The sequence below is a fragment of the Puribacter membranae genome (genome assembly GCF_055380425.1).
In genome coordinates this window covers 309,597-331,927 of sequence record NZ_AP040167.1, presented here as the reverse complement: position 1 = coordinate 331,927, position 22,331 = coordinate 309,597, and the positions used below count along the sequence as shown (strand labels likewise).

The following is a 22,331-nucleotide window of genomic DNA, read 5'->3' as shown; positions in this document are numbered from 1 at the left end:
CACTGTGTTGATCCAAAATGTCGGGATTTTTTTATCCGCGATGTTCGGCAAATTTTGACTAAGCGTTAGCCACGCTCAAAATCAATCTTTCCATCCCAGTTCAAATCGTTTGGACAGGGTTGTTTTTAAGAATGGCTATACCATTAATACCTCTACCCCAATAAGTGTGCATCCACGCGATACCACAGAGCAAAGGATATATTATGAATCACGCCGATCACTTACCGCTACACACCTTATCGATTGAGCCGTGGGGGCTTTCCGAGTTGTCATACCTGCCCGATCAAGCTCCCCTACACGAGAGTTTGCTCACTCTGGGCAATGGTCGCATCGGCGTTCGCGGCGCACATGAAGAAGGTGCAGTTTGGTCGGGAACCTTTCAAAACGATGTATTCATCAATGGTTTTTACGAATCCGAACCGATTGTCTATCCCGAATCTGCTTACGGTTTTGCCAAGACCAATCAATTCATGGTGCGCGTACCCAACGCAACACCGATCACTTTCAACATTGATGGCGAAACATTTGATCCAAAATTAGGGCAAATTCAGGCGTACCGACGTCATTTGGACCTTCAGACCGGCGTACTCACCCGTTCGTTTGAGTGGGTCAGTCCCAAGGGCCAGCACGTCCGCGTGCAAAGTGAGCGCTTGGTCAGTCTCACGCACACCCACCTCATGGCACAGCGATACAGCGTCACGTTGCTCAATGCGCTCAATGGCTCCAGTGTGATTGAAATCCGTTCAGCCATCAGTAACCAAGCGCCACAAAAAACCTCAGATGAGGCAGCGATTGACGATCCGCGCGTGGGCGCATCACTTTCCGGCCAACTGCAATTTGCCCAGCACCTCGAATTAGCGCAAGGCTCGGCCTTTATCCACCACACGCACCACAGTGGGCTATCGGTGGCGACGGCAACGGTCCATCAGATTGACAACACTGCCTCGCAGCGAATTTCGCACACAACTCAGCACGACGAATACGTATCAGCGCATACCTACACCATCGAGTGTGCCGCCGGGCAAACCGTCACATTGAACAAATACAGCGCCTACTGCACTGCAAACGAGGCGAACGGCAGCACGCTGCTTGAACGCGCTTGTGCCGAATTGGGCACCGCCCAAACCTTAGGTTTTAACGCCCTACTGACCGAGCAGCGCGACTATTTGGCGGATTTTTGGCGCAGCAGCCACGTCGAGATCGGCGGCGATGACGCTTTGCAGCAAGGGATGCGCTTCAGCGCATTTCACCTGTTGCAATCAGTCGGGCGCGATGGCAAAACCAATATTGCAGCCAAAGGCGTCACTGGCGCGGGCTACGATGGCCATTATTTTTGGGACACCGAAATTTACGTCCTGCCGTTTTTCCTGCACACACAACCCGATATTGCACGGCAATTGCTGCAATACCGCGCCCATATTCTGCCAGCCGCTCGCGAACGTGCGCGTGAAATGGCGCATCCGCGCGGTGCACTCTATCCGTGGCGCACCATCACCGGCCCCGAATGCTCCTCCTACTTCCCTGCCGGAACCGCGCAATACCACATCAACGCCGACATTGCCTACGCCACCGCGCTGTACACGCGCGTGACTGGTGATTGGTCATTCATTGTTGAGTCTGGCGCAGAAATGATTTTTGAAACTGCTCGTATTTGGCCGGATTTAGGTCATTTTTCAGACAACGGCGAATTCGGCCTCTACACCGTTACTGGCCCTGATGAATACACCGCGATTGTGAACAACAATTTATTCACCAATCTGATGGCGCGTCACCACCTGCGCTTTGCTTTAGAGGTTGCCGAATATTTACACAGCCATCATCCCGAACGCTATGCCGAGCTGCGCGCGCACATTGGGCTATCCGATGAAGAGTTAGCGCTGTGGCAGCGCATGGCAGCACAAATGAAAGTACCGTTTGATGCCGAACGCGGCCTACACGCGCAGGACGATGCGTTTTTTGACAAGCCGCTTTGGGATTTTGCCAACACACCGAAAGCCAACTACCCACTGTTGCTGCATTACCACCCGCTGGTGATTTACCGCCATCAGGTGTGCAAGCAGCCGGACGTGGTGTTGGCCTTGTTGCTGCTCGGTGACGAATTCACCACCGAGGAAAAACGTTGCAATTACGATTACTACGAGGCGATCACCACGCACGACTCCTCGCTCTCAAGCTGTATTTTCTCGATCATGGCATCCGAAATCGGCTACGGTGAAAAGGCCTACGACTACTTCATGCAAACGGCGCGACTGGATTTGGACAATCTGCATCACAACACCCAACACGGCCTGCATTGCGCCGCATTAGCAGGCTCGTGGATGGCCTTGGTGTATGGCTTTGCCGGTATGCGCAGCAATGCCCAAACACCGCAATTCACGCCGTTTTTACCACGCCAATGGACGCATTATCAGTTCGTCGTGCGTTTGCACGGATATTTGTTGCAAGTGCGGGTTGAGCTGAATCAAGTGACGTATCAATTGCTGGATACCGAGGACGCGCAGGCAACATTGAGCATCACACACTATGGCAAGGCAATTGACGTCACTCGCGAACCAGTCAGTCTGTCCATTGTGCAAACCCAGTAAAACAGCCCATAAGGATACCGATATGCAAATCCAAGCATTTATTTTCGATCTGGACGGTGTCATTGCCGACACCGCCGTATTTCACTACCAAGCCTGGCGCGAGCTGGCCAACCGCTTGGGCTTTGACATCGACCACGAATTTAACGAAACCCTCAAAGGCGTGGGACGCATGGACTCGCTCAATCGCGTGTTGGCGCATGGCAATATCCAAATGTCGGAGGAGCAAAAACAGCGCGAAGCCGAGCAAAAAAACCGTGAATACGTTGAGCTGATTTCGCACATGACCCCAGCGGATTTGTTGCCCGGCGCGCGCGAAGCGCTGCTCGCCGTGCGCGCTGCTGGGCTGAAAATTGCGCTGGCCTCGGCCAGTAAAAACGGCCCGATGATTTTGGCGCGCACCGGCGTGGCCGACTTATTCGACACCGTCGTTGATCCGGCTTTGCTCAAAAACGGCAAGCCCGATCCGGAAATTTTCCTCAAAGCCGCCGAGCAATTGAACCTGCCGGCGCAAGCCTGTATTGGCGTCGAGGATGCGATTTCCGGTATCGAAGCGATTAAGCGCGCCGGCATGTTTGCCGTTGGCATTGGTAACGCAGCGATTTTGCAGCAAGCGGACATCGTGCTGCCCGATCTGCGCCCATTTGACTGCGCGCAGCTCATTGCTGCGGCACAAGGCTGATCCTATTGATCGGACTCAAGCAAAAAGCCAGCACATACGCGCTGGCTTTTTCTTCTGCATTCAAACATTATTTTTGCGTGGATTCGCGCACCACCAATTCGGGATGACGCGATTCACAGACATCGCCCTGCAATTCACCCGAAATTTTTTGCATCAGCAAATGAATCGCGCGCTCGCCCATCTGACGCACATTGACCCGCATCGAGGTCAGGCGTGGCGTGATATAGCCGGACAAGGGAATGCAGTCAAACCCTGCCAGCAAAAAGTCTTTCGGCGCATACAACCCCGCCTGATTCATGGCGTACATACAACCGATCGCAGTCACATCATTCGCAGCGAAAATCGCATCGACTTTGCAACCGCTTTTTAATAATTCCTGCCCCGCCAAATAGCCGCCCTGCTCGGTGAAATCCCCGGGCAGCAACATGGCCGGCTCCAAACCATGATCTTTCAAAGCCTCAATCACACCACGCTGACGTTCACGCGCTTCATAGTGATCCAGCGGGCCATTGATGAACGCGATTTTGCGTGCACCTTGTTCATACAAATGATCGATCATCACGCGCGTGGCCTGAATATTGTCCGTGACGATCGCAACACCCGAGCCGTCCTCCTTGACATGGTTGACCCAGACATTGGGTACGCGGCTGGTCACGCGATCCAACACACTGTCCTCAATCTCAGGCACGGCAAAAACCAAGCCATCCACTTTGCCATACAGCGAGCGGGCAATTTGCTGCACCGTTTTTTGCTTGCCATCCGTACCGGCCAGCAAAATATTCAATCCGTACTGACGCGCGCCTTTTTCCAAGCCTTTGGTCAGCTCGGGGAAAAATTCACTGTACATTTCCTGTGGGAAGATCACACCGACTACCTCTTGGCGGCGGGTACTGAGACTGCGCGCGCCCGCATTGGGCAGATAATTTTTTTGCTCGATGACGGTCAAAACACGCTCGCGTAGCGCCTCGGAAACCGAAGGTGAGTTGTTCAATACCCGAGAAACCGTAGCCACCGAAACGCCGGCGGCCTGTGCGATGGATCTGACATTATGTCCCATAGTGTTCTCTAATACTTTTAAAGTCTGCCGTTAAGAATTGATTATTGCGAATGGATTGTAACTGCTTTCAGTGATAGAAAATGACGCACTGTCAGACGCTATTATGCTATCAATTGCTCTGTTCTTGCTGAACTTTCACGCGATTTTTATCGTGCGATACTCTCCCACACTTTATATAAACGTTTGATCGACACCGGCATCGGCGTACGCAACTCTTGTGCAAACAGACCGATGCGCAATTCCTCCAATAACCAACGAAATTCGAGCAAACGCTGATCCAGCGCAGCTTCATGGTTCGCACCACTTTGACTGATCTGCGCGCCAAACTCGCGTTGCCAATTCTGCACCAGCGGCGCCATATCGCGCATGAGTTGACTATCGCGCTCCAAACCGCCTTTGAGCTTGTCGCAGCGCAGCGCAATCGCTTTGAAATAGCGGGGATAATGCACCAGTTGCGCATACGGCGTATGCTCGATAAAGCCTTTTTGCGTCAGGCGTGCGATCTGTTCGCCGATGTCTTTATACTGCGCGGCATGTGTCTTGATCCCCGCCCATTTTTTCTGCGCGTTTTGCCACTCGCTCAGCACACTCATCACCACGCGCGCGACCTCCTGCACGATCAAGCCCAAACGGGTTTTCGCCTGCTCAATCATTTGATTAAAGCTTGCCGCATCGCTTGGCTCGTGTTGCGCATCATCCAATTGACAAGCGCGGCGTAAACTCACCGTTAAAATATCCGCCTTAACCTGCTCCAGCGTGCCGCCGGTCAAGCCAACGAACAGCATCCCGAGTTGCGTCGTGTCGGGAATATTGCGCTCCAGATGTTTCAAATTATCCTTGAGCGCAATCCGCGCCAAGCGCAGCAGCCCACGCGTATGCACCGCACGCGCCTGCAATTCGTCGTCCCACACGGTCAATTCGCAATGCTCGCCCATATCCTGCAAAGCCGGATAACCAAACAAAGTCTGTTTGCCTTTTTGCAAACTCATCAATTCTGGCAAAGGCTCGAAATCCCACGTCACAATCGCGCGCGCACCATCGGCAGCGGACTCCAGATTGGATACCGCACTGTTGGCCACAGATGTCGCTGTCGTCGACTGCGCCACCGCCTGTCCCGCGACATTTTGGAAACTCGCGCGCGCCTGCGTGCCAAAATGCTGCCGCAGCAAGGCCAAATTGCGGCTCATCTCGACCTGCCGACCGTATTCGTCCAGCAGTTTGAAATTCATGAACGAATGCGGCGAAAGTGTTTCTAATTTGAAATCACTGGTTTTGAGCTGCTGCATGGTTTGCAGACGCACATATTCGATCAAGGCCTCCAGCAAAGACACTTGCCCTGCTTTACCCTGTGCATTCGCCCAATCCACGAAGTTTTGTGTGAAATCAGGCAACGGCACGCAATGACGACGGATTTTTTGTGGCAAGGATTTGAGCAAGGCCTGTACTTTTTCCTTAATCATGCCTGCAACCAGCCATTCGCTCTGCGTCGGCGAGACAAAATTCAACACCGTCATCGGCACCGCCAGCGTCACACCGTCTCGGTGCGAACCCGGCTCAAAATGGTAGGTCAGCGCACAATCCACGCCACCGACGTTCATGCTTTTCGGGAACACATCGGTGGTCACGCCCGCCGCCTCATGACGCATCAGTTCATCGCGCGTCAGATACAGACGTTTCGGCTCGGTTTTGATAATCTCGTCATGCCATTTTTGCAAGGCACGAGCATCGCAAATCTCCTTCGGAATCACCGCATCGTAAAACGCAACGATCAACTCATCATCGACCAAAACATCCTGCCGCCGTGATTTGTGCTCGAGTTTTTCGATCTGTGCGATCAGTTGCGTGTTGTGTGTGATGAATGGGAAACGCCCTTCCAACTCATGCTGCGCCACGCCGTCGCGGATAAAAATCTCACGCGCCTCGGTTGGGTTGATGCGCGCGTAGCTGACGGCTCGCCCGCTGTACACCACGAGGCCGTACAAGGTCGCGCGCTCATCGGCCTGCGCCTGACCGGATTTTTTGCGCCAGCGCGGTTCGGAATACGATTTGCTGAGCAAATGCGGCGCGATGCGCTCCAACCATTTCGGCTCGATTTTCGCAATCGTGCGCGCAAATAGCCGCGAGGTTTCGACCAACTCCGCCGCCACAACCCACTGCGCATTTTTCTTGCTCACGCTGCTGCCCGGCCAGAGGTAGAACTGTATGCCGCGCGCACCGAGGTAGTATTGCGCCCGCTGCCCCATTTTCACCTGCGATGCCTGCTGCTGCGCGGTTGCATTCGGATTGGGCTTCGGTTCATTTTTAAAGCCCACATTGCCGAGTAAACCCGTGAGCAGCGCGCAGTGCAATTGCTCATACGTCGGCTCGGTCTCATTCTCGTGCCACCCCTGCTCTTTCACCAGAGTACGCAGTTGGCTGTGGACGTCACGCCATTCGCGCAGGCGCAAATGATTGAGAAAATTCGTGCGACAAAGTTCCTGTAACTGACGATTGGACTTTTTGTGCGCCACCGCGTCCTCAAACCACTGCCAAATTTTCAGGTAACTCAAAAATTCCGACTGCGGATCAGCGAACTTCACATGCGCCGCATCCGCCTGCTGACGCACCTCTTGCGGGCGATCGCGCACATCCTGCACCGACAAGGCCGCCGCGATGATGAGCGTCTCTTTAAGTGCATTGAATTCACGCGCCGCCAAGATCATTCGCCCCACACGCGGGTCAATCGGTAATTTGGCCAAAGCACGGCCAATGCCACTCAGCTCATTTTTATCGTTGAGCGCGCCCAATTCCTGTAACAAATGATAGCCGTCGCCAATGGCGCGATTCGGCGGCGCCTGCACAAAAGGAAAAGTTTCAATCTGCGTCAATCCGAGCGATTTCATGCGCAAAATGACATTTGCCAAGGACGAGCGCAAAATCTCGGGATCGGTAAAATCGGGGCGACTTTGAAAATCCGCCTCATCGTATAAACGAATACACACGCCCGCTGCCACACGACCACAACGCCCCGCGCGCTGATTGGCCGCCGCTTTGGCGATCGGCTCAATCTGCAACTGCTCGACTTTTTGCCGATATGAGTAGCGCTTGACCCGCGCCAGTCCCGTGTCCACCACATAGCGAATACCGGGCACGGTCAAAGAGGTTTCAGCCACATTCGTTGCCAAAACGATGCGCCGTGCATTCGAGCGTTTAAAAATCCGCTCCTGCTCAGCAGGCGACAGCCGCGCAAACAGTGGCAAAATCTCGGTATGCGCCGGATGGTGTTTGCGCAAAGCCTCCGCTGCCTCGCGAATCTCGCGTTCGCCGGGCAAAAACACCAAAATATCGCCCTCGCCAACCCGAGCCAATTCGTCCACCGCATCAACAATGCCCTCGTACAAATCGCGCTCACGCTGGCTCTCATCCGCCTGAATTGGCCGATAACGAATCTCAACCGGATAGGTGCGTCCGCTGACATTGATGATCGGCGCGGGTTTGCCGTTGTGCGCGAAATGCTTGGCAAAACGTTCCGCATCAATCGTCGCCGAGGTGATAATAAGCTTGAGATCGGGACGTTTGGGCAAAATCTCACGCAAATAGCCGAGCAAAAAATCAATGTTCAAACTACGCTCGTGCGCTTCGTCAATAATGATCGTATCGTACTGGCGCAGCAGTCGATCAGTCTGCGTCTCCGCCAGCAAAATCCCATCGGTCATGAGCTTGACCGACGCACCCTCGTGCAAACGATCAGCAAAACGAATTTTGTAGCCGACCACTTCGCCCAAGTCTGAATTGAGCTCCTCAGCGATGCGCTTGGCGGTGCTGGTCGCGGCCAAACGGCGTGGTTGCGTATGACCGATCAAACCCGTACCACCCGCGCCCAAACCGCGCCCCAAACTCAAACACATTTTCGGCAACTGCGTGGTTTTGCCCGAGCCGGTTTCACCACAAACAATCACCACTTGATGCTTCTCGATCAAAGCGCAAATGCGTTCGCGCTCCTGCGAAACGGGTAAATTCTCAGGAAAACCAATTGTGCGATGAAGCGCTTGGATTTGCTCCGGGGTGGGCTGAATCCGTCTCGGCGCTTTTATCTGCGCTGATGCAGACGCAGACACACGGCGGGCATCGGCTGAACGTTGTTGAGTACGCGCTTTTTGTGTTGCTTGCTCAGACACACCCTCAGAAGAAGGCCGATTCGATGTTCGAATGGCGTTCTGTGCGGCAGTGCGTTCTTGTGATGCAGAACGATGAGTTTGAGTGTGTCGCCCTTGCGCACGCGACTGCTGCGCGTCTTTTGTCTTGCGCGAGGATTGTTTGGAATGTGTGGATGCGGAAGAAGGTAAAGACAAAGGCTTTTTGCCGGATGAGTGTTCGGTCATACTGCTGTTCTATGTTTTTCGACAAAAAAGCCTTCGCATGCGAAGGCTTTTTGGCTTGTTGGGATGCGATTAGCTACCACTGTTGCTGAATCCGCCGAACGGCTGCTGTACCGCCGCGCTGTTGGTGTAGCTACCCGATTCAACCCAGCCTTTGAGTTTCACTGCGTCGGCCACGCGAGCGTCTGAAGAGCTGGAGTCAAGGAATACCATGATTTTTGGCGTGCCATTGATGCGCGTTTGCAATACCAAACATTTGCCCGCCGCGCTCAAAGTACCGGTCTTTTGCAAACCGATGTCCCAGCCCATATTGCGGGAAATCAAGCGGTTGCTGTTGACGTATTTGTTGTAACGGCCATTGGCGGTGTAAACATACGCACTGTCGTTGGTAGACAGCTCACGAATGGTTTTGTACTGTGTTGCCGCATTGACCATTTTAGCCAAGTCCATCGCGCTGGCGCGGTTGGCTGAAGACAGACCGCTTGGATCAACGAAAGAGGCAGAGCTCATACCGAGCATCATGGCTTTAGCGTTCATCGCTTGTACAAATGCGCCGATACCGCCCGGATAGGTGCGACCAAGTGCATACGCCGCGCGGTTTTCAGAAGACATCAGCGAGAGCAACATCACATCACGACGAGGCAATGTCGTGCCCGCAGTCAAACGTGATGAGCGATAATGCGCCGCGTCTTCATCGGTAATGGTGATGTATTCGTTCAAATCTTGACGCGCATCGAGCACGACCATGGCCGTCATCAATTTGGTGATGGATGCGATCGGCAAAGGCGTAGAGGCATTTTTTTCGTACAAGGTCGTCCAATTGTTTTGATCCACGACCAAAGCCACGCTCGAGCGCAGACCGACCGGATCAAAGGCTTGGTTCAGGCCATATTGGCGCGCAACCGAACCGGAAGGACGATAAACACGCGGCGCAGGCGGTGCTACTTTTACCTGAGGTTGTGGGTCAGCCACCACCTTGGTCGCCGGTTTGTAAGAGACTTTCACCACATTGCGTGTGGATTGGCTGTTGCTCGCCTTGGATTGAGCGACTTGTGGTGCTTTTGCAGGCGTAACGGTTTTTGCTGCGGTGGCTTTTGCTGTGGTCACAGGCGCTTTTATAACGGCCTTGGTCACAGTTTTGGCAACGGCTGCTTGAGTCGTTTTGCTTGATTTTGCGCTTACCGGCGTAGCTGGTTTGACATTTTTATCCACCTTGGCCACTGTTTTTGGTGCTGCTTTCGCAGCCACTGGGGCGGCTTTAGCCGTTGATTTGACCGGTGTTTTTGCAGCAATTGGTGCTGCTTTCGAAGCCACTGGAGCGGCTTTAGCCGTGGTTTTTGCTGCTACGGGCAAAGCGAAAGCCATGGACACAACCGAAACCAAGCCGAGTTTGGCGAATTTTTTCATACGATACCTCTTGTTAGCAAATGTCATGCAAGATGGAATCCCCTCCCAGAGATCGGCACATTTTCTCATAATTCAGATCATGCCCGTCATCTTGAACGACGAAAATAGTTGGTGAGATTTTACGATATTTTTCTTATAAATCAAACAGTTTTGTTGTTTTTATAAAGAAAAATATCGTGATGTGTGCAAATCACCTATCTGTCACCACATTTCTCCTACGCATCCTCCCATAGATACACGTGTTCCCATAAAGTCATCAACGCCTAAATGGTTGACAAAAAAGCTTTTAATCCAAATTTTTGTAGACCACTTCAATGATTTCGATCACATCCACACCCGCTGGGGTATGCAATCGAACTTCGTCACCGACATGTTTTTTGAGTAGGGCTTTGGCTATCGGACTCATCCAGCTCACATAGCCTTTTTGCGTGTCAATCTCATCGCGCCCAACGATACTGATGGTTTCTTCGGCTTGCGTCGCTTCGCGCCAATAAGTCACGGTCGCACCAAAAAATACTTGATCCACATGAGTTTGCGCAGCTGGATCCACCACAACCGCGTTTTCCAATGCTTTACTGAGAAAACGGGTACGTCGATCAATCTCGCGCAAGCGGCGTTTGCCGTATAAATAATCGCCATTCTCCGAACGATCACCATTTTTCGCCGCCCACGACACGGCGCTCACCACCTCGGGGCGCTCCACATCGAGTAAATGCAGCAATTCAGCCTTCAGCCGCGCATAGCCGGCAGGCGTCATGTAATTTTTCACAACCGGTGGTGGGGTATTTTCCATCATACAGCCTCGTTGATATCCGGCATGGCGCGCGGCAGATTATCCAGCAGTAAGCGCGCATCATTTTGATTGAGCCATTTGGCATCGGACAACTGATGGCGCCAGCGGCGCGCACCCGGCACGCCATGATATAGATTGAGCCAATGTCGCGTCATGGCGCGCAAAGGTACGCCCTGCTTGATCTGCGCTTCGGCATAGCGAACCAATTGTTCGATCACTGCATCACGTTCAATGAGGGGCGCGGCAGCGGCACCAAAAACCCGTTGATCGGCTTGTGCCAAAGCGTATGGTTCATGATAAAACCAGCGCCCGACCATCACGCCGTCAACCTGCTGTAATTGCTCATCAATCGTTGCGAAATCCTGCACGCCGCCATTCAGACTTATGTGCAACTCGGGAAAATCGCGTTTGAGTTGATGAACAATCTCATAGCGCAGCGGCGGAATCTCGCGGTTTTCCTTGGGGCTGAGGCCTTTGAGCCATGCGTTGCGTGCGTGCACAATGAACACGTTGACGCCGGACTGCGCTACCGTGCCCACAAAATCACGCACAAAGCCGTAATCCTCGTTTTTGTCCAGGCCAATGCGGTGCTTGACCGAAACCTCAATCGGTGCGGCATCGCGCATCGCTTTGACACAGTCGGCGACCAAAGCAGCATCGTGCATCAAACAGGCGCCGAATGAGCCGCTTTGCACCCGCTCTGACGGGCAACCGCAATTTAGATTGACCTCATCATAGCCCCATTCGTGCGCTATTTTGCTACAACGCGCCAATAAATCCGGCTCCGAACCGCCCAATTGCAACACCAGCGGATGCTCGCTGGCATCAAAATCCAAATGTCGGTGCGCATCACCGTGGATGATCGCATTGACATTAACCATCTCTGTGTACAGCAGCACATTTTTTGACAATAGGCGGTGAAAATAACGACAATGCCGATCCGTCCAATCCAACATCGGAGCAATGGATAAGCGCCGCGCTATCGCCAAAGGAGTATGAGTAAGGGTTTGATTCATCAAATAAAAAGAGCAGTTCTCACTGCTCCAAAAATAGGGTTTTGGAAACGTTGAATGGGTTTAACGCTTGGGCTTGTTTTGGCAGTCCGAACATGTTCCGTATAAGGTCATCGAGCGTTCTTGAATCACAAAGCCATACTCGGTGGCAATTTCATCCTGACGCTGATAAATTTGGGTATCGTTGAATTCCACCACCTTGCCACAACTCAAACACAGCAAATGATCGTGCGGCTCGCCTTCGTTCAACTCATACAGCGCTTTGCCGGATTCAAAATTGCGGCGCACCAACAAGCCAGCCTGCTCAAATTGCGTCAGCACGCGGTAAATCGTTGCCAAACCAATGTCCATATCCTCGGACAACAGCAAACGATATACATCCTCAGCGCTCAAATGACGCTGCCCCGGTTTGCGATTTTGGAACAATTCCAAAATTTTCAAACGAGGCAAAGTGACTTTCAAACCACTGCTTTTTAATTCTTGGGATTGGCTCATAGTTGATTCACATTCAAAGATTAAACTTTTATTTTGTTTCGGTCGGTGCTCAGTACCATGGAAAATTATGGTAATCTTACACCAAATCGATGCTATCGACATTGTAAACCATGCAGGCCGTATGGTCTGTATAGAAAAACCAAAAGGATCATACGATGACCAATTTTCGCCGTAGTGTTCAACAAATCGCCGTACTCGCCGCACTGACCTTAAGCGTCACTGCCTGTGTGAACATCCCCTACCGCGCACCGGTTCAACAAGGTAATGTGATTGAAGCCGATCGCGCGCAAGCGATTGTCCCCGGCTTGAGCAAAGAGCAGGTGGTGAACATCGTCGGCTCACCGATTATGTACAATCTATTTCACCAAGACCGTTGGGATTACATTTACCGCCTCGATCAACGCAACAAACCGATTCAACAAAAACGCGTCACCATCTGGTTTAGCAACGGCTCGGTGGTCAAAGTAGAACACACCGATCTGGCCGACAAGTAACGATTCGACAAGTTCACCCAAGCGCGGCGTGTAGCAATATACACCGCGCTTTTGCATGAATACAGCACTTTTACAGTGATGCAAACACCACACAAAACCACCTCAACCTTTATGGAATTCCTATGAAATTAGTCATTACCGGCGCCTCCGGCCGCATGGGGCGCATGCTGATCGAAACCGCACTCGCCAACCCCAACATCACCCTGCACGGCGCAGTCGACTCGGCTCAGAGTACTTTTTTAGGCAAGGATGCAGGCGAATTTCTCGGCCAAACCACTGGCGTGTCCATCACTTCCGATTTTGCCCAAGCGATTGTCGGCGCCGACTGCGTGATTGACTTCACCCGTCCCGAAGCGACATTAGACTATCTGCCGCAATGCGTAGCCCAAAACGTTAATTTAGTCATCGGCACGACCGGCTTTGATGCCACAGGCAAGGCACAAATTGCCGACGCCGCTCAACGCATTGGCGTGGTGTTCTCGCCCAATATGGGCATTGGTGTGAACGCCACCTTCAAAATTCTTGAATTGGCGGCAAAAATTCTCAATCAAGGCTACGACATCGAGATCATCGAAGCACACCACCGCAATAAAGTCGATGCCCCCTCTGGCACAGCGCTGAAAATGGGCGAAATCGTAGCACACGAATTGGGGCGCGACTTGGCGCAGTGCGCGATTTATGGCCGCGAAGGCGTGACGGGTGTGCGCGATGAGCAAACCATCGGTTTTTCCACCATTCGCGGTGGAGACATCATCGGCGATCACACCGTGCTGTTTGCCGGTGCGGGTGAGCGCATCGAAATCACACACAAATCCTCTTCGCGTATGACCTACGCCACCGGCGCGATGCGTGCGGCGCTGTTTTTGGCACAACGCCGAAGCGCCGGTTTGTACGATATGCAGGACGTTTTGGGGCTAAAAAACCTCTGATTCAATACGGATTGCCATGCCCAGCGCAAAACCTCCGCTCAATGATCCCACTCAACCCACCCAGCAGGCGCACACGCAGCCTGCTTCGCTCACTGCGCCAGCCGCTGAGCCAACTGCCGCTCCCGTCGGTGCTGCACGCAAACACTTCTGGTTGTGGGTGAATGTCGCGTTGGTACACGGCATCATGATCGCGGCATTGTGGTTTCCACAACCGCTGCATCTACCCTCGCGCGCGGACTTCGTGAATGCTTGGCAAGACGCCAAGACCTATATCGATCGCCATTGGCTGCATCCTGAAGAATACCGTCGCCAAGTGCAGGCCGAACAATTGGCCGCACAACGACGCATCGCCGAGCTGCCACCCGCGCTGCTCACGCGCGCCGAGCCGAAAAACCGCGTTTACCAAATCCGCTGTCCGAAAAGCGCACGCGCGGCGAAACTGAACGGCAGCGTGTTCATCGTCGCCGACATCACCGCACAAGGCACGGTGGGTAAAGCCACGATCATCGAACCGTCACCCAATGCACAGGTCAACCAATTGATCCTGAAAAGCTTTAACCAAGCACAGTTCAAGCCGGCCATGGATGAACACCATCAACCCGCACCCGATCAAATTCATTTTAACTGGCCGTATGACTGTCGTTAAATAATATCGTAAAGGATTGCCGCGAAACCTAAGCCGCATCCACCGCACTCCATCAATAAGCCTTAGTTTTACAGGATACTCTGCGCAAAACTGCTAAAATACGCGCCTTACTGAACGGCTCCAAACAAACGAATCCGCTTGTCCCACACTCTACTTTTAACTATGAACACCACTTTTAATCTGCAACACTTCTGGCAACAAGGCGACGCATTCGCCCACTTCGTCGCCATCGTTTTACTCGTCATGTCGATTTTGAGCTGGGGCGTGATCGCCCTACGCACACTGATGATCATGCGTATGCGCAAGCTGAGCCACGCCATTGAAGCGTTTTGGAACAACATCCGCGCTGAGTCCGCTACACGCCTGGCTGCGGTCAAACAACTGGATCATGAAAATTTGGTCACACCACTGGCGCAGGCCATGGACAGTGCCAACAGCCGTTCGGCTTTGGAACGCAAACTCTCAGCCGCCGTGCGCCAGTCCGAACAAACACTCGATCAAGGGCTGACCCTGCTCGCCACCGTCGCCTCCAGCGCACCGTTTGTCGGCCTGCTGGGCACGGTTTGGGGTATTTACCGCACCCTGACCACGGTCGCAGCCGACGGTCAAATGGACATCAACGCCATTGTCGGCCCGGTCGGTGAGGCGCTGATCATGACCGCGTTTGGTCTGGCGGTGGCGCTGCCAGCCTTGTTCGCCTACAACTTTTTCAGCCGCAAAAATCAAGTGCAATCCGCCGAAATCGATGCCTTTGCGCACGATTTGGTCGCCGAGTTTTCAGACAACGACGCGCGCGCATAAGTCCCATTGAAAGGAGCCGATTATGGCTTTTAAAACCTCAGGTTCGCGTAAAAATGCCGTGCTATCGGACATCAACATCACCCCAATGGTGGACGTGATGCTGGTGTTACTGGTTATTTTCATCATGGCCGCACCGCTGATGACGCAATCGGTCAAAGTCAAAACCGCCAACTCCAAAGCCGCCTCCAGCCAAGCGAAAACGCCGCCGGTCGTTCTGGCCGTGAATGCGCAGGGACAATATTACGTCGGTACAACGCTGGTGAAAGAAGCCGACTTGTTGCCAACGCTCAAAGCATTGGCCGAAAAAGACGCGCAAACCACCATCCTGATTCGTGCGGACAAAAACATCCCGTACGCCAAAGTCGCCCAATTGTTATTGGCCAGCCAAGGTGCAGGCTTGGAAAAAGTCAGCATCGATACGCAGGCCACGGGGCAATAAGCCATGCGCCGCCGCATGCTCGTGTCAAACCGAACATCCTTTTGCCGTCTGTTGTGCGCACTGGCTCTGACTCTCGCGCCGCTTCATAGCACCCTGAGCGCGGCACAAGCCGCATCCGACGCATGGTCGGTGACAGACGTGATGGTGACAGACGACACAGGGCAAGAGCTGCACTTTAACCAAGCGCCGCAACGCATCATTGCCCTATCGCCCTCAATCACCGAAAATCTATTCGCCATCGGCGCAGGCAGCCGCGTGGTCGGTGTCAGCAGCTATTCCGACTATCCGCAAGAAGCCAAAAACCTGCCGATCATCAGCGATTACCAAAACATCGATTTGGAAGCGATAGTTAAACTCAAACCGGATGTGGTGGTTGCGTGGCAAGGCGGACAGTCACCGGCACAATTAAACGCCCTCAAACAATTGAACATCCCGATTTTTTACCAACACATCCACACCTTGGCCGACATTCCCCTGTCATTGATGCGCCTATCGCAAATGATCGGCAATCAGCGCGAAGCCGCGCCATTGATCGCGCGCGCCTACGCTCAGATTCCCTTGCTGGCACAAGCCCCGCAGCCGAGTCTGAATGCGTTTTACCAAGTCTGGCCACGGCCACTCATGACCATCAACGGCAACAGTTGGATTTCAGACGCTTTGGCCCGCTGCGGTGCTCGCAATCTATTTGCCGATTTGCCTGTCACGGCGCCGACGGTCAACGTAGAGGACGTGCTCACGCGTCAGCCCGATCTGATTCTCAGCGCCACGCCGCGCGGGCAAGCCGATGACAGTCTTGATTTTTGGCGCACTTGGCCCCATATTCCTGCTATTGCACACAACGGCTTGATTTACACCGAAGGCGATGCCATGAACCGATCGACCCTGCGCACGCTCGCCGCCAGCGAGCGGCTATGTCGGCAAATTGCCCAAGTGCGTACCACATTAGTGACAAACAAATGATTACCGTAGCCACCTACAACATTCACAAAGCCCACTCGATGACGCGCGGCTGTCATCTGAACGAACTCAAAAGCGGCCTGAAAGAAATGGACGCAGACCTCATCTGTCTGCAAGAAGTGCAGGACATCAACACCAAGCGCAAAAGCCCGATACTGATCGAGCACGGTCATTCACAAGTCGCTGCACTGCAAGCCAATCTATACCCACACATTGCCTATGGCGCCAACGCCATTTACGAGCACGGGCATCACGGCAATGCAATTTTGTCCAAATACCCCATTGAACAATGGCGCAATATTGACGTTTCCGACCATAGACTGGAGCAGCGCGGCGTTCTGCACGCTACACTCGACCATCCCGTTTTAGGCGAAGTACACGTCATTAACTCGCACTTTGGTCTGTTTAAAGTCAGCCGCATACGCCAAGCATACGCCTTGATTCGCTATGTGCGGTGCTTTGTCCCACCACATGCACCACTCATTGTCGCGGGCGATTTCAACGACTGGAATCTGTACGTACACCACATCCTCACCCGCGAACTACTGCTCCAAGATGCGATTGAAACCATTCAGCGAGGGCTGAAGCCACATGTGAACAGCGAATCAAACCGCTTGCGACGCTTGGTCAAAAACCTGACCAATACCGCGCTTGCGCCCACACCGTTTGGTACGCCTAAAACCGTGGGCAGAACCTTCCCCAGCATGATTCCGTGGTTCAAACTGGATCGACTGTATGTGCGCGGCTTTGAAATCGCTGAAGCGCATGTCAAAATGGGCGCGGAATGGCGCAATCGTTCCGACCACGCACCGATTCAAGCAACACTCAAACCTGCTTTGATTCTGCCGCCGTCAATGAAACCATAAGCGCTATTCCATAGCCGATACCCATGAAAAAACCACTTCACGAAGAAGTGGTTTTTCAATTGTAATTTCAACTAAATCAAATACCGAGTCAATAATACAAACACACCCGTTTACTGATTTTGTCCTGCTACGCCGGTAGTTTGTACTGACTTTGGCGCATCACACAACGTTGGGGTATCCGTTGCGCAAGTACCGCCGATTGTCCAAGCAATTGTCGAGTCAGTCGGATTCGGCGTGATAACATACGTCGCCCCATTAAAATCATCCACGTTACCAGTGGCGGTAACTTTCCCATTGTCCACGGTTAAACTCGCCACTTTGCCTGCCCCATTAGCGATGCCTGCCGGAATGCCATTGTTATTGGCATCACATTTATCAACACCACCTGTTTCCACAATACATTTTTCAACCGCCAATTTATAAGGCCCAGTCGCATTGATCACCTCGGTAAACTTCGCCTTTTGTGAATAATTCTGCAAACGCGGCACTGCAATGGTAGCCAAAATACCGATGACGGCAATAACCATCAACAATTCCAACAAAGTGAAACCTGCTTGTTTGCTTTGGTCTTTTATATACTTAGATTGATTCATGATAAATTTAACTCTTAACGATCAGGTTTAAAAAATAAATACCAAACGGAGAACCGTTTTCCCTAAGGTTATTGATAATCAATTACCCTAATTTTATACCTTTCGGATTATACGGATTTTTTTCAAAAAGTACATCCCAAACCCCATGCCCCAAACGATTTCCGCGATTTTCATACTTGGTCAGCGGGCGAGTTTCGGGTCGAGGTATAAAACTTTGGGCTGGATTGGTATTTATGAGTAGTTCTTCGCCGCTCAAAACCGCCAGCATTTGCTCCGCATAGTTTTCCCAATCCGTAGCACAATGTATATATCCACCACTTTTTAAACGCAATGCCAATTCATGCACAAAAGGCGTTTGAATCAAGCGGCGTTTGTGGTGCCGCGCCTTGTGCCACGGGTCTGGGAAGAAAATATGCACTCCGGCCAACATGCCCTGCGGAATCATATCGCGCACGATTTCAACCGCATCGTGCTGGATAATACGCAGATTGCTCAGACCATATTCCTGCACCCGTTTGAGCAACGCACCCACCCCTGTTGTAAACACTTCAACCCCAATGTAGTTGACATTGGGGTTCTGCGCAGCGATTTTCGCCGTTGTCTCACCCATACCACAGCCGATCTCCAAAACGATGGGGTGATTGTTGCCAAAAATCTGCGCCCAGTCTTGCGCGCTTTTCAATTGTTTGTCGTAGGGAATGCCGAACACAGGCATGAGGCTTTCGTAAGCGCGACGTTGCGCTTCTGAAAAATGACCTTTACGGTGTACAAAACTTTTGATGTGGCCATAATCGTGGGCGTTGCTCTGCTCATTCGCCGCTACCGTTTCTGCCTTTTCTACTGTCTGCGCAGCTTCCGTGCTTTCGGGATGAGGGGTTGGTTCAATATGGGAACTTTGCTTAGGTGTACTCATGATGTGTGAATCTGTGATTGTGATGGGTTTTCGTTTGCCCACAAAAAACGCCCCGCGTATTGCTCGGGGCATTTTTTAATTTGAGGCCATGGGTTTGCTGGTATTTATTTCAATGCTTCCAAAATACGACCACGGATTTCATCGACCGAGCCAACGCCGGAAATCTTGCGGTATTTCGGTGCTGCCGCGTCACCGGTTGCAGCCCAGTTGCTGTAGTAGTCTACCAGCGGACGGGTTTGTGCTTGATAAACGTCCAAACGTTTGCGCACGGTATCTTCTTTATCATCATCACGCTGAACCAAATCTTCGCCCGTTACATCGTCTTTACCAGCGACTTTCGGTGGATTGTATTCAATGTGGTACACGCGTCCGGACGCTTCGTGTACACGGCGACCACTGATGCGCTTGATGATTTCTTCAGCAGGCACGTCAATTTCCAAAACGAAATCCACCGGCACTTGCGCGTCTTTGAGTGCGTCTGCCTGTGGAATGGTGCGGGGAAAGCCGTCGAACAGATAACCGTTGGCACAGTCGTTTTCGGTCAAGCGTTCTTTGACCAGATTAATGATCAAACCGTCGGAAACCAACTGTCCCGCATCCATGACTTTTTTCGCTTCGATGCCCAAAGGCGTACCGGCTTTCACCGCCGCACGCAGCATATCGCCGGTAGAAATTTGCGGAATGCTGTAATGCTCTTTAATGAAATTGGCTTGGGTTCCTTTACCTGCGCCCGGCGGGCCTAATAAAATGATACGCATGTGTGTCTTTCCAAAAGAGTAAAAAGTTCAATCCATAACCTTACCTCAGGCAACGGACTCCGGTCAAGTTTAAATCAAATACATGAGAGCCGACTCAAACGTTCAAATCATCCAACTCACGCAAATACTGCTCCACAACGGCCACATCTTCAGGCGTATCCACGCCCGGTGCCGCAGCGACATCACTGATGAACACGGAAATATGTTCACCATTGGCCAAAACGCGCAATTGCTCCAGACTTTCGATCTGTTCCAGTCGGCTCATCGGCAATTGACCATAGCGTTTGAGAAAGCCGACGCGATAGGCATAAATGCCCATGTGGCGCAAAACTGGCAAATCGTCCGGTAAGCTTTGTGTCGCCGCTGGATTGACTTCACCCTGCGCCTTCATCCAATCACGCGGATACGGAATCGGCGCACGCGAGAAATACAAAGCACGCTGCTGTTCATCCAACACGACTTTCACCATATTCGGATTGAGAAAATCAGCCATCGCGTGCAGCGGATGTGCCGCCGTCGCCATCACGCACGAAGTATCGTCATTCAATGCCTGCGCCACCGACTCAATCAACTGCGGCGCAATTGCCGGCTCGTCACCCTGCACATTAACCACGATGGTGTCATCCGACCAGCCGCGCTCCATGGCCACTTGCGCGATGCGATCCGTACCCGACGGATGCTCCGCCAACGTCATGTGCGCGTGATAACCAGCATCGGTCACCATGGCGGCAATATCCGCATGATCGGTCGCCACAACCACTTCATTGGCAGAGGTTTGCAATGACCGATCGGCCACCCGCAGAATCATCGCTCGTCCTAAAATCGGTACGAGCGGTTTGCCATGAAAGCGCGAACTGCCCATGCGCGCGGGAATCACCACTTTGAATTGGGTCATATTCGCCCCTTTATGCGTTGACCGCGATTGCCTGCTCAATCAATAAAATCGGAATGCCATCGCGAATCGGGTACAGCACCTGCGCTTGCGCCGAATACAAACCCTCGGGTTGATCTGCCATTGCGGCGCGGTGTACCAATTCGCCACCAGTTTTTGGGCAACGCAAAGCGTGCAGTAATTTCTCGTCCATAATCATCCTTTTGCTATTGTTTCATTTATTCATGCCGCCAATACCATGCATGCATCCATCAACTCATTGCCCAACATGAAAAATCGCTAAAACATCTAAAAAATATACGGTCATTCCCGCGAGAAAGCAAAATGCAGTTTCTGCAAAGCAGAAATGACAGGGTTTTATTTAACTTTCTCACTTTGCCAATCATTTTGGCCATCCGCTAAACATCTGATGCTTCTTGCGAGCCAAAATTCTGAGCCAAGCCCTTCAATCGACTGATGATGTGTTGTGCAAACCCTTGCCAACCCTCATCCTGCCTCACACTCAGAGGCAGTACCCAGATGCTTTCAGCCAACGCAGGAAACGCCTCAATCCACGGTAAACATTTGACCGCATCTTTTTCCGTCATGAGCACAACGGCGCACGCTTTTTCATGCTGCAATTGTATCAAGCGCTCAGCCAGTGCCGCATCAAATGGCGCGTGATCGGGCAAAGCCAAGCTTTCACCCGCAAAGCCCAAATCCGCCAGCATGTCGAAAAACACCTGAGGCTGGGCGATTCCGGCCAGCATCAGAACTTTTTTGTTCTTATGCACGCCGTATTGCTGCACCAAATCATTCAACGCTATTGTACGCTGAACCTCGGTCAAAGCATAGGCGCGATTCAGTCCGCTACACACACCAAACTGTGGCGTAGTGAGTGGCCGAGGCATCCACGGCAGATCACTGAGCGTCTGGCAGTGCGCGTCAGGTTCGCTGCCATCCTGTCCATCCCGCTCCAATGCAGAACGCCGCTGATGATAGACCAACGCCGACACCGTATTCAAACGCGCGGGCGACTCACGCAAAGGCCCAGCCGGTAAGCACCAACCGTTGCCCACACCGCGACCATCCACCACAGCGATTTCCAAATCGCGATACAAACGATAATGTTGCAGGCCGTCGTCGCAGACAATTACGTCGCATTCGGGATGCGCGGCGCACAAGGCACGCGCGACATTGACCCGATTTGCCCCGACCCAGATCGGTACGCCGGTGGCGCGGTGCAACAACAGCGGCTCATCGCCCACCTGTTGCGCACTGCTGTACGCCGTGACTTCAATTTCACGCCGTTCCCGATCAGCCTGAGATCCGTAACCTCGTGTGATGATGCCGGGCTGAAAACCGGCTTGTTGTAATTGCCGCACCAATTGCGCAACAATCGGGGTTTTGCCCACGCCGCCAATCATAATGCCACCGACCACCACCACAGGTACAGGCATGCGATACTGCGCACGCCAACCGTGCGTAAACGCCCATTTGCGCACGGCAGCGATTTTTTGAAACAGCCACGACGCAGGCCATAAAACGCGCGTCGCCCAGCCGCGAGTCTGCCAGCGTGCGAGCCATTTGGCTTCGCGCTGCGCCTGTCTCGCCTGTCGTTGTAGCGTATGCTCCGACTGCTGATTCAATTCGCCCATAGCGTTTTTATTCCGTTGA

General features: G+C 52.7%; 21 protein-coding genes. 9 read left to right on the top strand and 12 right to left on the bottom strand.

Annotated elements, in window-relative coordinates; all coding sequences use genetic code 11:
• Positions 1 to 203 precede the first annotated feature (203 nt).
• Positions 204 to 2,585 carry a glycoside hydrolase family 65 protein gene (locus ACZ41M_RS01560; RefSeq protein ID WP_464730603.1) on the top strand — a complete coding sequence of 794 codons (2,382 nt, stop codon included), beginning with the start codon at positions 204 to 206 and terminating at the stop codon, positions 2,583 to 2,585.
• 22 nt (positions 2,586 to 2,607) lie between these two features.
• Positions 2,608 to 3,264, top strand: coding sequence for a beta-phosphoglucomutase (gene pgmB, locus ACZ41M_RS01555; protein ID WP_464730604.1), 657 nt, complete (start codon positions 2,608 to 2,610; stop codon positions 3,262 to 3,264).
• Between the two features lie 67 nt (positions 3,265 to 3,331).
• Here pgmB and ACZ41M_RS01550 read toward each other — a convergent pair whose 3' ends face one another.
• From ACZ41M_RS01550 to fur, 6 genes are all read right to left on the bottom strand, one after another.
• Entirely contained in the window at positions 3,332 to 4,321 is a 990-nt protein-coding gene (locus ACZ41M_RS01550) for a LacI family DNA-binding transcriptional regulator (RefSeq protein ID WP_464730605.1), read from the bottom strand.
• 146 nt (positions 4,322 to 4,467) lie between these two features.
• Positions 4,468 to 8,682 carry an ATP-dependent RNA helicase HrpA gene (gene hrpA, locus ACZ41M_RS01545; protein ID WP_464730606.1) on the bottom strand — a complete coding sequence of 1,405 codons (4,215 nt, stop codon included), beginning with the start codon at positions 8,680 to 8,682 and terminating at the stop codon, positions 4,468 to 4,470.
• Between the two features lie 69 nt (positions 8,683 to 8,751).
• Complete coding sequence (locus ACZ41M_RS01540; protein WP_464730607.1) at positions 8,752 to 10,086, bottom strand: serine hydrolase; 1,335 nt, start codon at positions 10,084 to 10,086, stop codon at positions 8,752 to 8,754.
• Between the two features lie 286 nt (positions 10,087 to 10,372).
• On the bottom strand, positions 10,373 to 10,882 hold the full coding sequence (gene greB, locus ACZ41M_RS01535; protein ID WP_464730608.1) for a transcription elongation factor GreB: 510 nt from the start codon (positions 10,880 to 10,882) through the stop codon (positions 10,373 to 10,375).
• The gene (gene dusA / locus ACZ41M_RS01530) at positions 10,879 to 11,895 is read right to left on the bottom strand and encodes a tRNA dihydrouridine(20/20a) synthase DusA (RefSeq protein WP_464730609.1); all 1,017 of its coding nucleotides are present in this window, start codon (positions 11,893 to 11,895) and stop codon (positions 10,879 to 10,881) included. The genes greB and dusA overlap by 4 nt, the downstream gene beginning before the upstream one ends.
• 60 nt (positions 11,896 to 11,955) lie before the next feature.
• Positions 11,956 to 12,387 carry a ferric iron uptake transcriptional regulator gene (gene fur / locus ACZ41M_RS01525; protein ID WP_464730610.1) on the bottom strand — a complete coding sequence of 144 codons (432 nt, stop codon included), beginning with the start codon at positions 12,385 to 12,387 and terminating at the stop codon, positions 11,956 to 11,958.
• A 155-nt stretch (positions 12,388 to 12,542) separates the two neighbouring features.
• On the opposite strand from fur, the gene ACZ41M_RS01520 reads away from it, so the two are divergent.
• From ACZ41M_RS01520 to ACZ41M_RS01490, 7 genes are all read left to right on the top strand, one after another.
• A complete protein-coding gene (locus ACZ41M_RS01520; protein WP_464730611.1) occupies positions 12,543 to 12,881 on the top strand; it encodes an outer membrane protein assembly factor BamE in 339 nt (112 codons plus the stop codon).
• A gap of 122 nt (positions 12,882 to 13,003) precedes the next feature.
• Positions 13,004 to 13,810 carry a 4-hydroxy-tetrahydrodipicolinate reductase gene (dapB, locus tag ACZ41M_RS01515; protein WP_464730612.1) on the top strand — a complete coding sequence of 269 codons (807 nt, stop codon included), beginning with the start codon at positions 13,004 to 13,006 and terminating at the stop codon, positions 13,808 to 13,810.
• A 16-nt stretch (positions 13,811 to 13,826) separates the two neighbouring features.
• A complete protein-coding gene (locus ACZ41M_RS01510; RefSeq protein WP_464730613.1) occupies positions 13,827 to 14,456 on the top strand; it encodes a TonB family protein in 630 nt (209 codons plus the stop codon).
• Positions 14,457 to 14,618: 162 nt separating this feature from the next.
• Positions 14,619 to 15,257 carry a MotA/TolQ/ExbB proton channel family protein gene (locus ACZ41M_RS01505; protein ID WP_464730614.1) on the top strand — a complete coding sequence of 213 codons (639 nt, stop codon included), beginning with the start codon at positions 14,619 to 14,621 and terminating at the stop codon, positions 15,255 to 15,257.
• Positions 15,258 to 15,279: 22 nt separating this feature from the next.
• Positions 15,280 to 15,696, top strand: coding sequence for an ExbD/TolR family protein (locus ACZ41M_RS01500; protein WP_464730615.1), 417 nt, complete (start codon positions 15,280 to 15,282; stop codon positions 15,694 to 15,696).
• A gap of 15 nt (positions 15,697 to 15,711) precedes the next feature.
• Positions 15,712 to 16,656, top strand: coding sequence for a cobalamin-binding protein (locus tag ACZ41M_RS01495; RefSeq protein WP_464737477.1), 945 nt, complete (start codon positions 15,712 to 15,714; stop codon positions 16,654 to 16,656).
• On the top strand, positions 16,653 to 17,519 hold the full coding sequence (locus ACZ41M_RS01490; protein ID WP_464730617.1) for an endonuclease/exonuclease/phosphatase family protein: 867 nt from the start codon (positions 16,653 to 16,655) through the stop codon (positions 17,517 to 17,519). The genes ACZ41M_RS01495 and ACZ41M_RS01490 overlap by 4 nt, the downstream gene beginning before the upstream one ends.
• Positions 17,520 to 17,629: 110 nt before the next feature.
• Here ACZ41M_RS01490 and ACZ41M_RS01485 read toward each other — a convergent pair whose 3' ends face one another.
• The 6 genes from ACZ41M_RS01485 to lpxK form a co-directional block, all read right to left on the bottom strand.
• Positions 17,630 to 18,112: a pilin gene (locus ACZ41M_RS01485; RefSeq protein ID WP_464730618.1), complete on the bottom strand. Its 483-nt coding sequence runs from the start codon at positions 18,110 to 18,112 to the stop codon at positions 17,630 to 17,632.
• A gap of 82 nt (positions 18,113 to 18,194) precedes the next feature.
• On the bottom strand, positions 18,195 to 19,025 hold the full coding sequence (gene trmB, locus ACZ41M_RS01480; protein WP_464730619.1) for a tRNA (guanosine(46)-N7)-methyltransferase TrmB: 831 nt from the start codon (positions 19,023 to 19,025) through the stop codon (positions 18,195 to 18,197).
• Between the two features lie 104 nt (positions 19,026 to 19,129).
• Positions 19,130 to 19,783: an adenylate kinase gene (gene adk, locus ACZ41M_RS01475; RefSeq protein ID WP_464730620.1), complete on the bottom strand. Its 654-nt coding sequence runs from the start codon at positions 19,781 to 19,783 to the stop codon at positions 19,130 to 19,132.
• A 94-nt stretch (positions 19,784 to 19,877) separates the two neighbouring features.
• Positions 19,878 to 20,678 (bottom strand): 3-deoxy-manno-octulosonate cytidylyltransferase, encoded by an 801-nt coding sequence (kdsB, locus tag ACZ41M_RS01470; RefSeq protein WP_464730621.1) that lies wholly within the window; start codon positions 20,676 to 20,678, stop codon positions 19,878 to 19,880.
• 10 nt (positions 20,679 to 20,688) lie between these two features.
• Positions 20,689 to 20,868 (bottom strand): Trm112 family protein, encoded by a 180-nt coding sequence (locus ACZ41M_RS01465; RefSeq protein WP_464730622.1) that lies wholly within the window; start codon positions 20,866 to 20,868, stop codon positions 20,689 to 20,691.
• A gap of 205 nt (positions 20,869 to 21,073) precedes the next feature.
• Entirely contained in the window at positions 21,074 to 22,312 is a 1,239-nt protein-coding gene (gene lpxK, locus ACZ41M_RS01460; protein ID WP_464730623.1) for a tetraacyldisaccharide 4'-kinase, read from the bottom strand.
• Between the last annotated feature and the right edge of the window lie 19 nt (positions 22,313 to 22,331).

Excerpts from the sequence above, each read along its gene's own strand:
- ACZ41M_RS01560 (WP_464730603.1), top strand. The coding sequence starts at position 204 with ATGAATCACGCCGATCACTTACCGCTACACACCTTATCGATTGAGCCG.
- pgmB (WP_464730604.1), top strand. The coding sequence starts at position 2,608 with ATGCAAATCCAAGCATTTATTTTCGATCTGGACGGTGTCATTGCCGAC.
- ACZ41M_RS01550 (WP_464730605.1), bottom strand. The coding sequence starts at position 4,321 with ATGGGACATAATGTCAGATCCATCGCACAGGCCGCCGGCGTTTCGGTG.
- hrpA (WP_464730606.1), bottom strand. The coding sequence starts at position 8,682 with ATGACCGAACACTCATCCGGCAAAAAGCCTTTGTCTTTACCTTCTTCC.
- ACZ41M_RS01540 (WP_464730607.1), bottom strand. The coding sequence starts at position 10,086 with ATGAAAAAATTCGCCAAACTCGGCTTGGTTTCGGTTGTGTCCATGGCT.
- greB (WP_464730608.1), bottom strand. The coding sequence starts at position 10,882 with ATGATGGAAAATACCCCACCACCGGTTGTGAAAAATTACATGACGCCT.
- dusA (WP_464730609.1), bottom strand. The coding sequence starts at position 11,895 with ATGAATCAAACCCTTACTCATACTCCTTTGGCGATAGCGCGGCGCTTA.
- fur (WP_464730610.1), bottom strand. The coding sequence starts at position 12,387 with ATGAGCCAATCCCAAGAATTAAAAAGCAGTGGTTTGAAAGTCACTTTG.
- ACZ41M_RS01520 (WP_464730611.1), top strand. The coding sequence starts at position 12,543 with ATGACCAATTTTCGCCGTAGTGTTCAACAAATCGCCGTACTCGCCGCA.
- dapB (WP_464730612.1), top strand. The coding sequence starts at position 13,004 with ATGAAATTAGTCATTACCGGCGCCTCCGGCCGCATGGGGCGCATGCTG.
- ACZ41M_RS01510 (WP_464730613.1), top strand. The coding sequence starts at position 13,827 with ATGCCCAGCGCAAAACCTCCGCTCAATGATCCCACTCAACCCACCCAG.
- ACZ41M_RS01505 (WP_464730614.1), top strand. The coding sequence starts at position 14,619 with ATGAACACCACTTTTAATCTGCAACACTTCTGGCAACAAGGCGACGCA.
- ACZ41M_RS01500 (WP_464730615.1), top strand. The coding sequence starts at position 15,280 with ATGGCTTTTAAAACCTCAGGTTCGCGTAAAAATGCCGTGCTATCGGAC.
- ACZ41M_RS01495 (WP_464737477.1), top strand. The coding sequence starts at position 15,712 with ATGCTCGTGTCAAACCGAACATCCTTTTGCCGTCTGTTGTGCGCACTG.
- ACZ41M_RS01490 (WP_464730617.1), top strand. The coding sequence starts at position 16,653 with ATGATTACCGTAGCCACCTACAACATTCACAAAGCCCACTCGATGACG.
- ACZ41M_RS01485 (WP_464730618.1), bottom strand. The coding sequence starts at position 18,112 with ATGAATCAATCTAAGTATATAAAAGACCAAAGCAAACAAGCAGGTTTC.
- trmB (WP_464730619.1), bottom strand. The coding sequence starts at position 19,025 with ATGAGTACACCTAAGCAAAGTTCCCATATTGAACCAACCCCTCATCCC.
- adk (WP_464730620.1), bottom strand. The coding sequence starts at position 19,783 with ATGCGTATCATTTTATTAGGCCCGCCGGGCGCAGGTAAAGGAACCCAA.
- kdsB (WP_464730621.1), bottom strand. The coding sequence starts at position 20,678 with ATGACCCAATTCAAAGTGGTGATTCCCGCGCGCATGGGCAGTTCGCGC.
- ACZ41M_RS01465 (WP_464730622.1), bottom strand. The coding sequence starts at position 20,868 with ATGGACGAGAAATTACTGCACGCTTTGCGTTGCCCAAAAACTGGTGGC.
- lpxK (WP_464730623.1), bottom strand. The coding sequence starts at position 22,312 with ATGGGCGAATTGAATCAGCAGTCGGAGCATACGCTACAACGACAGGCG.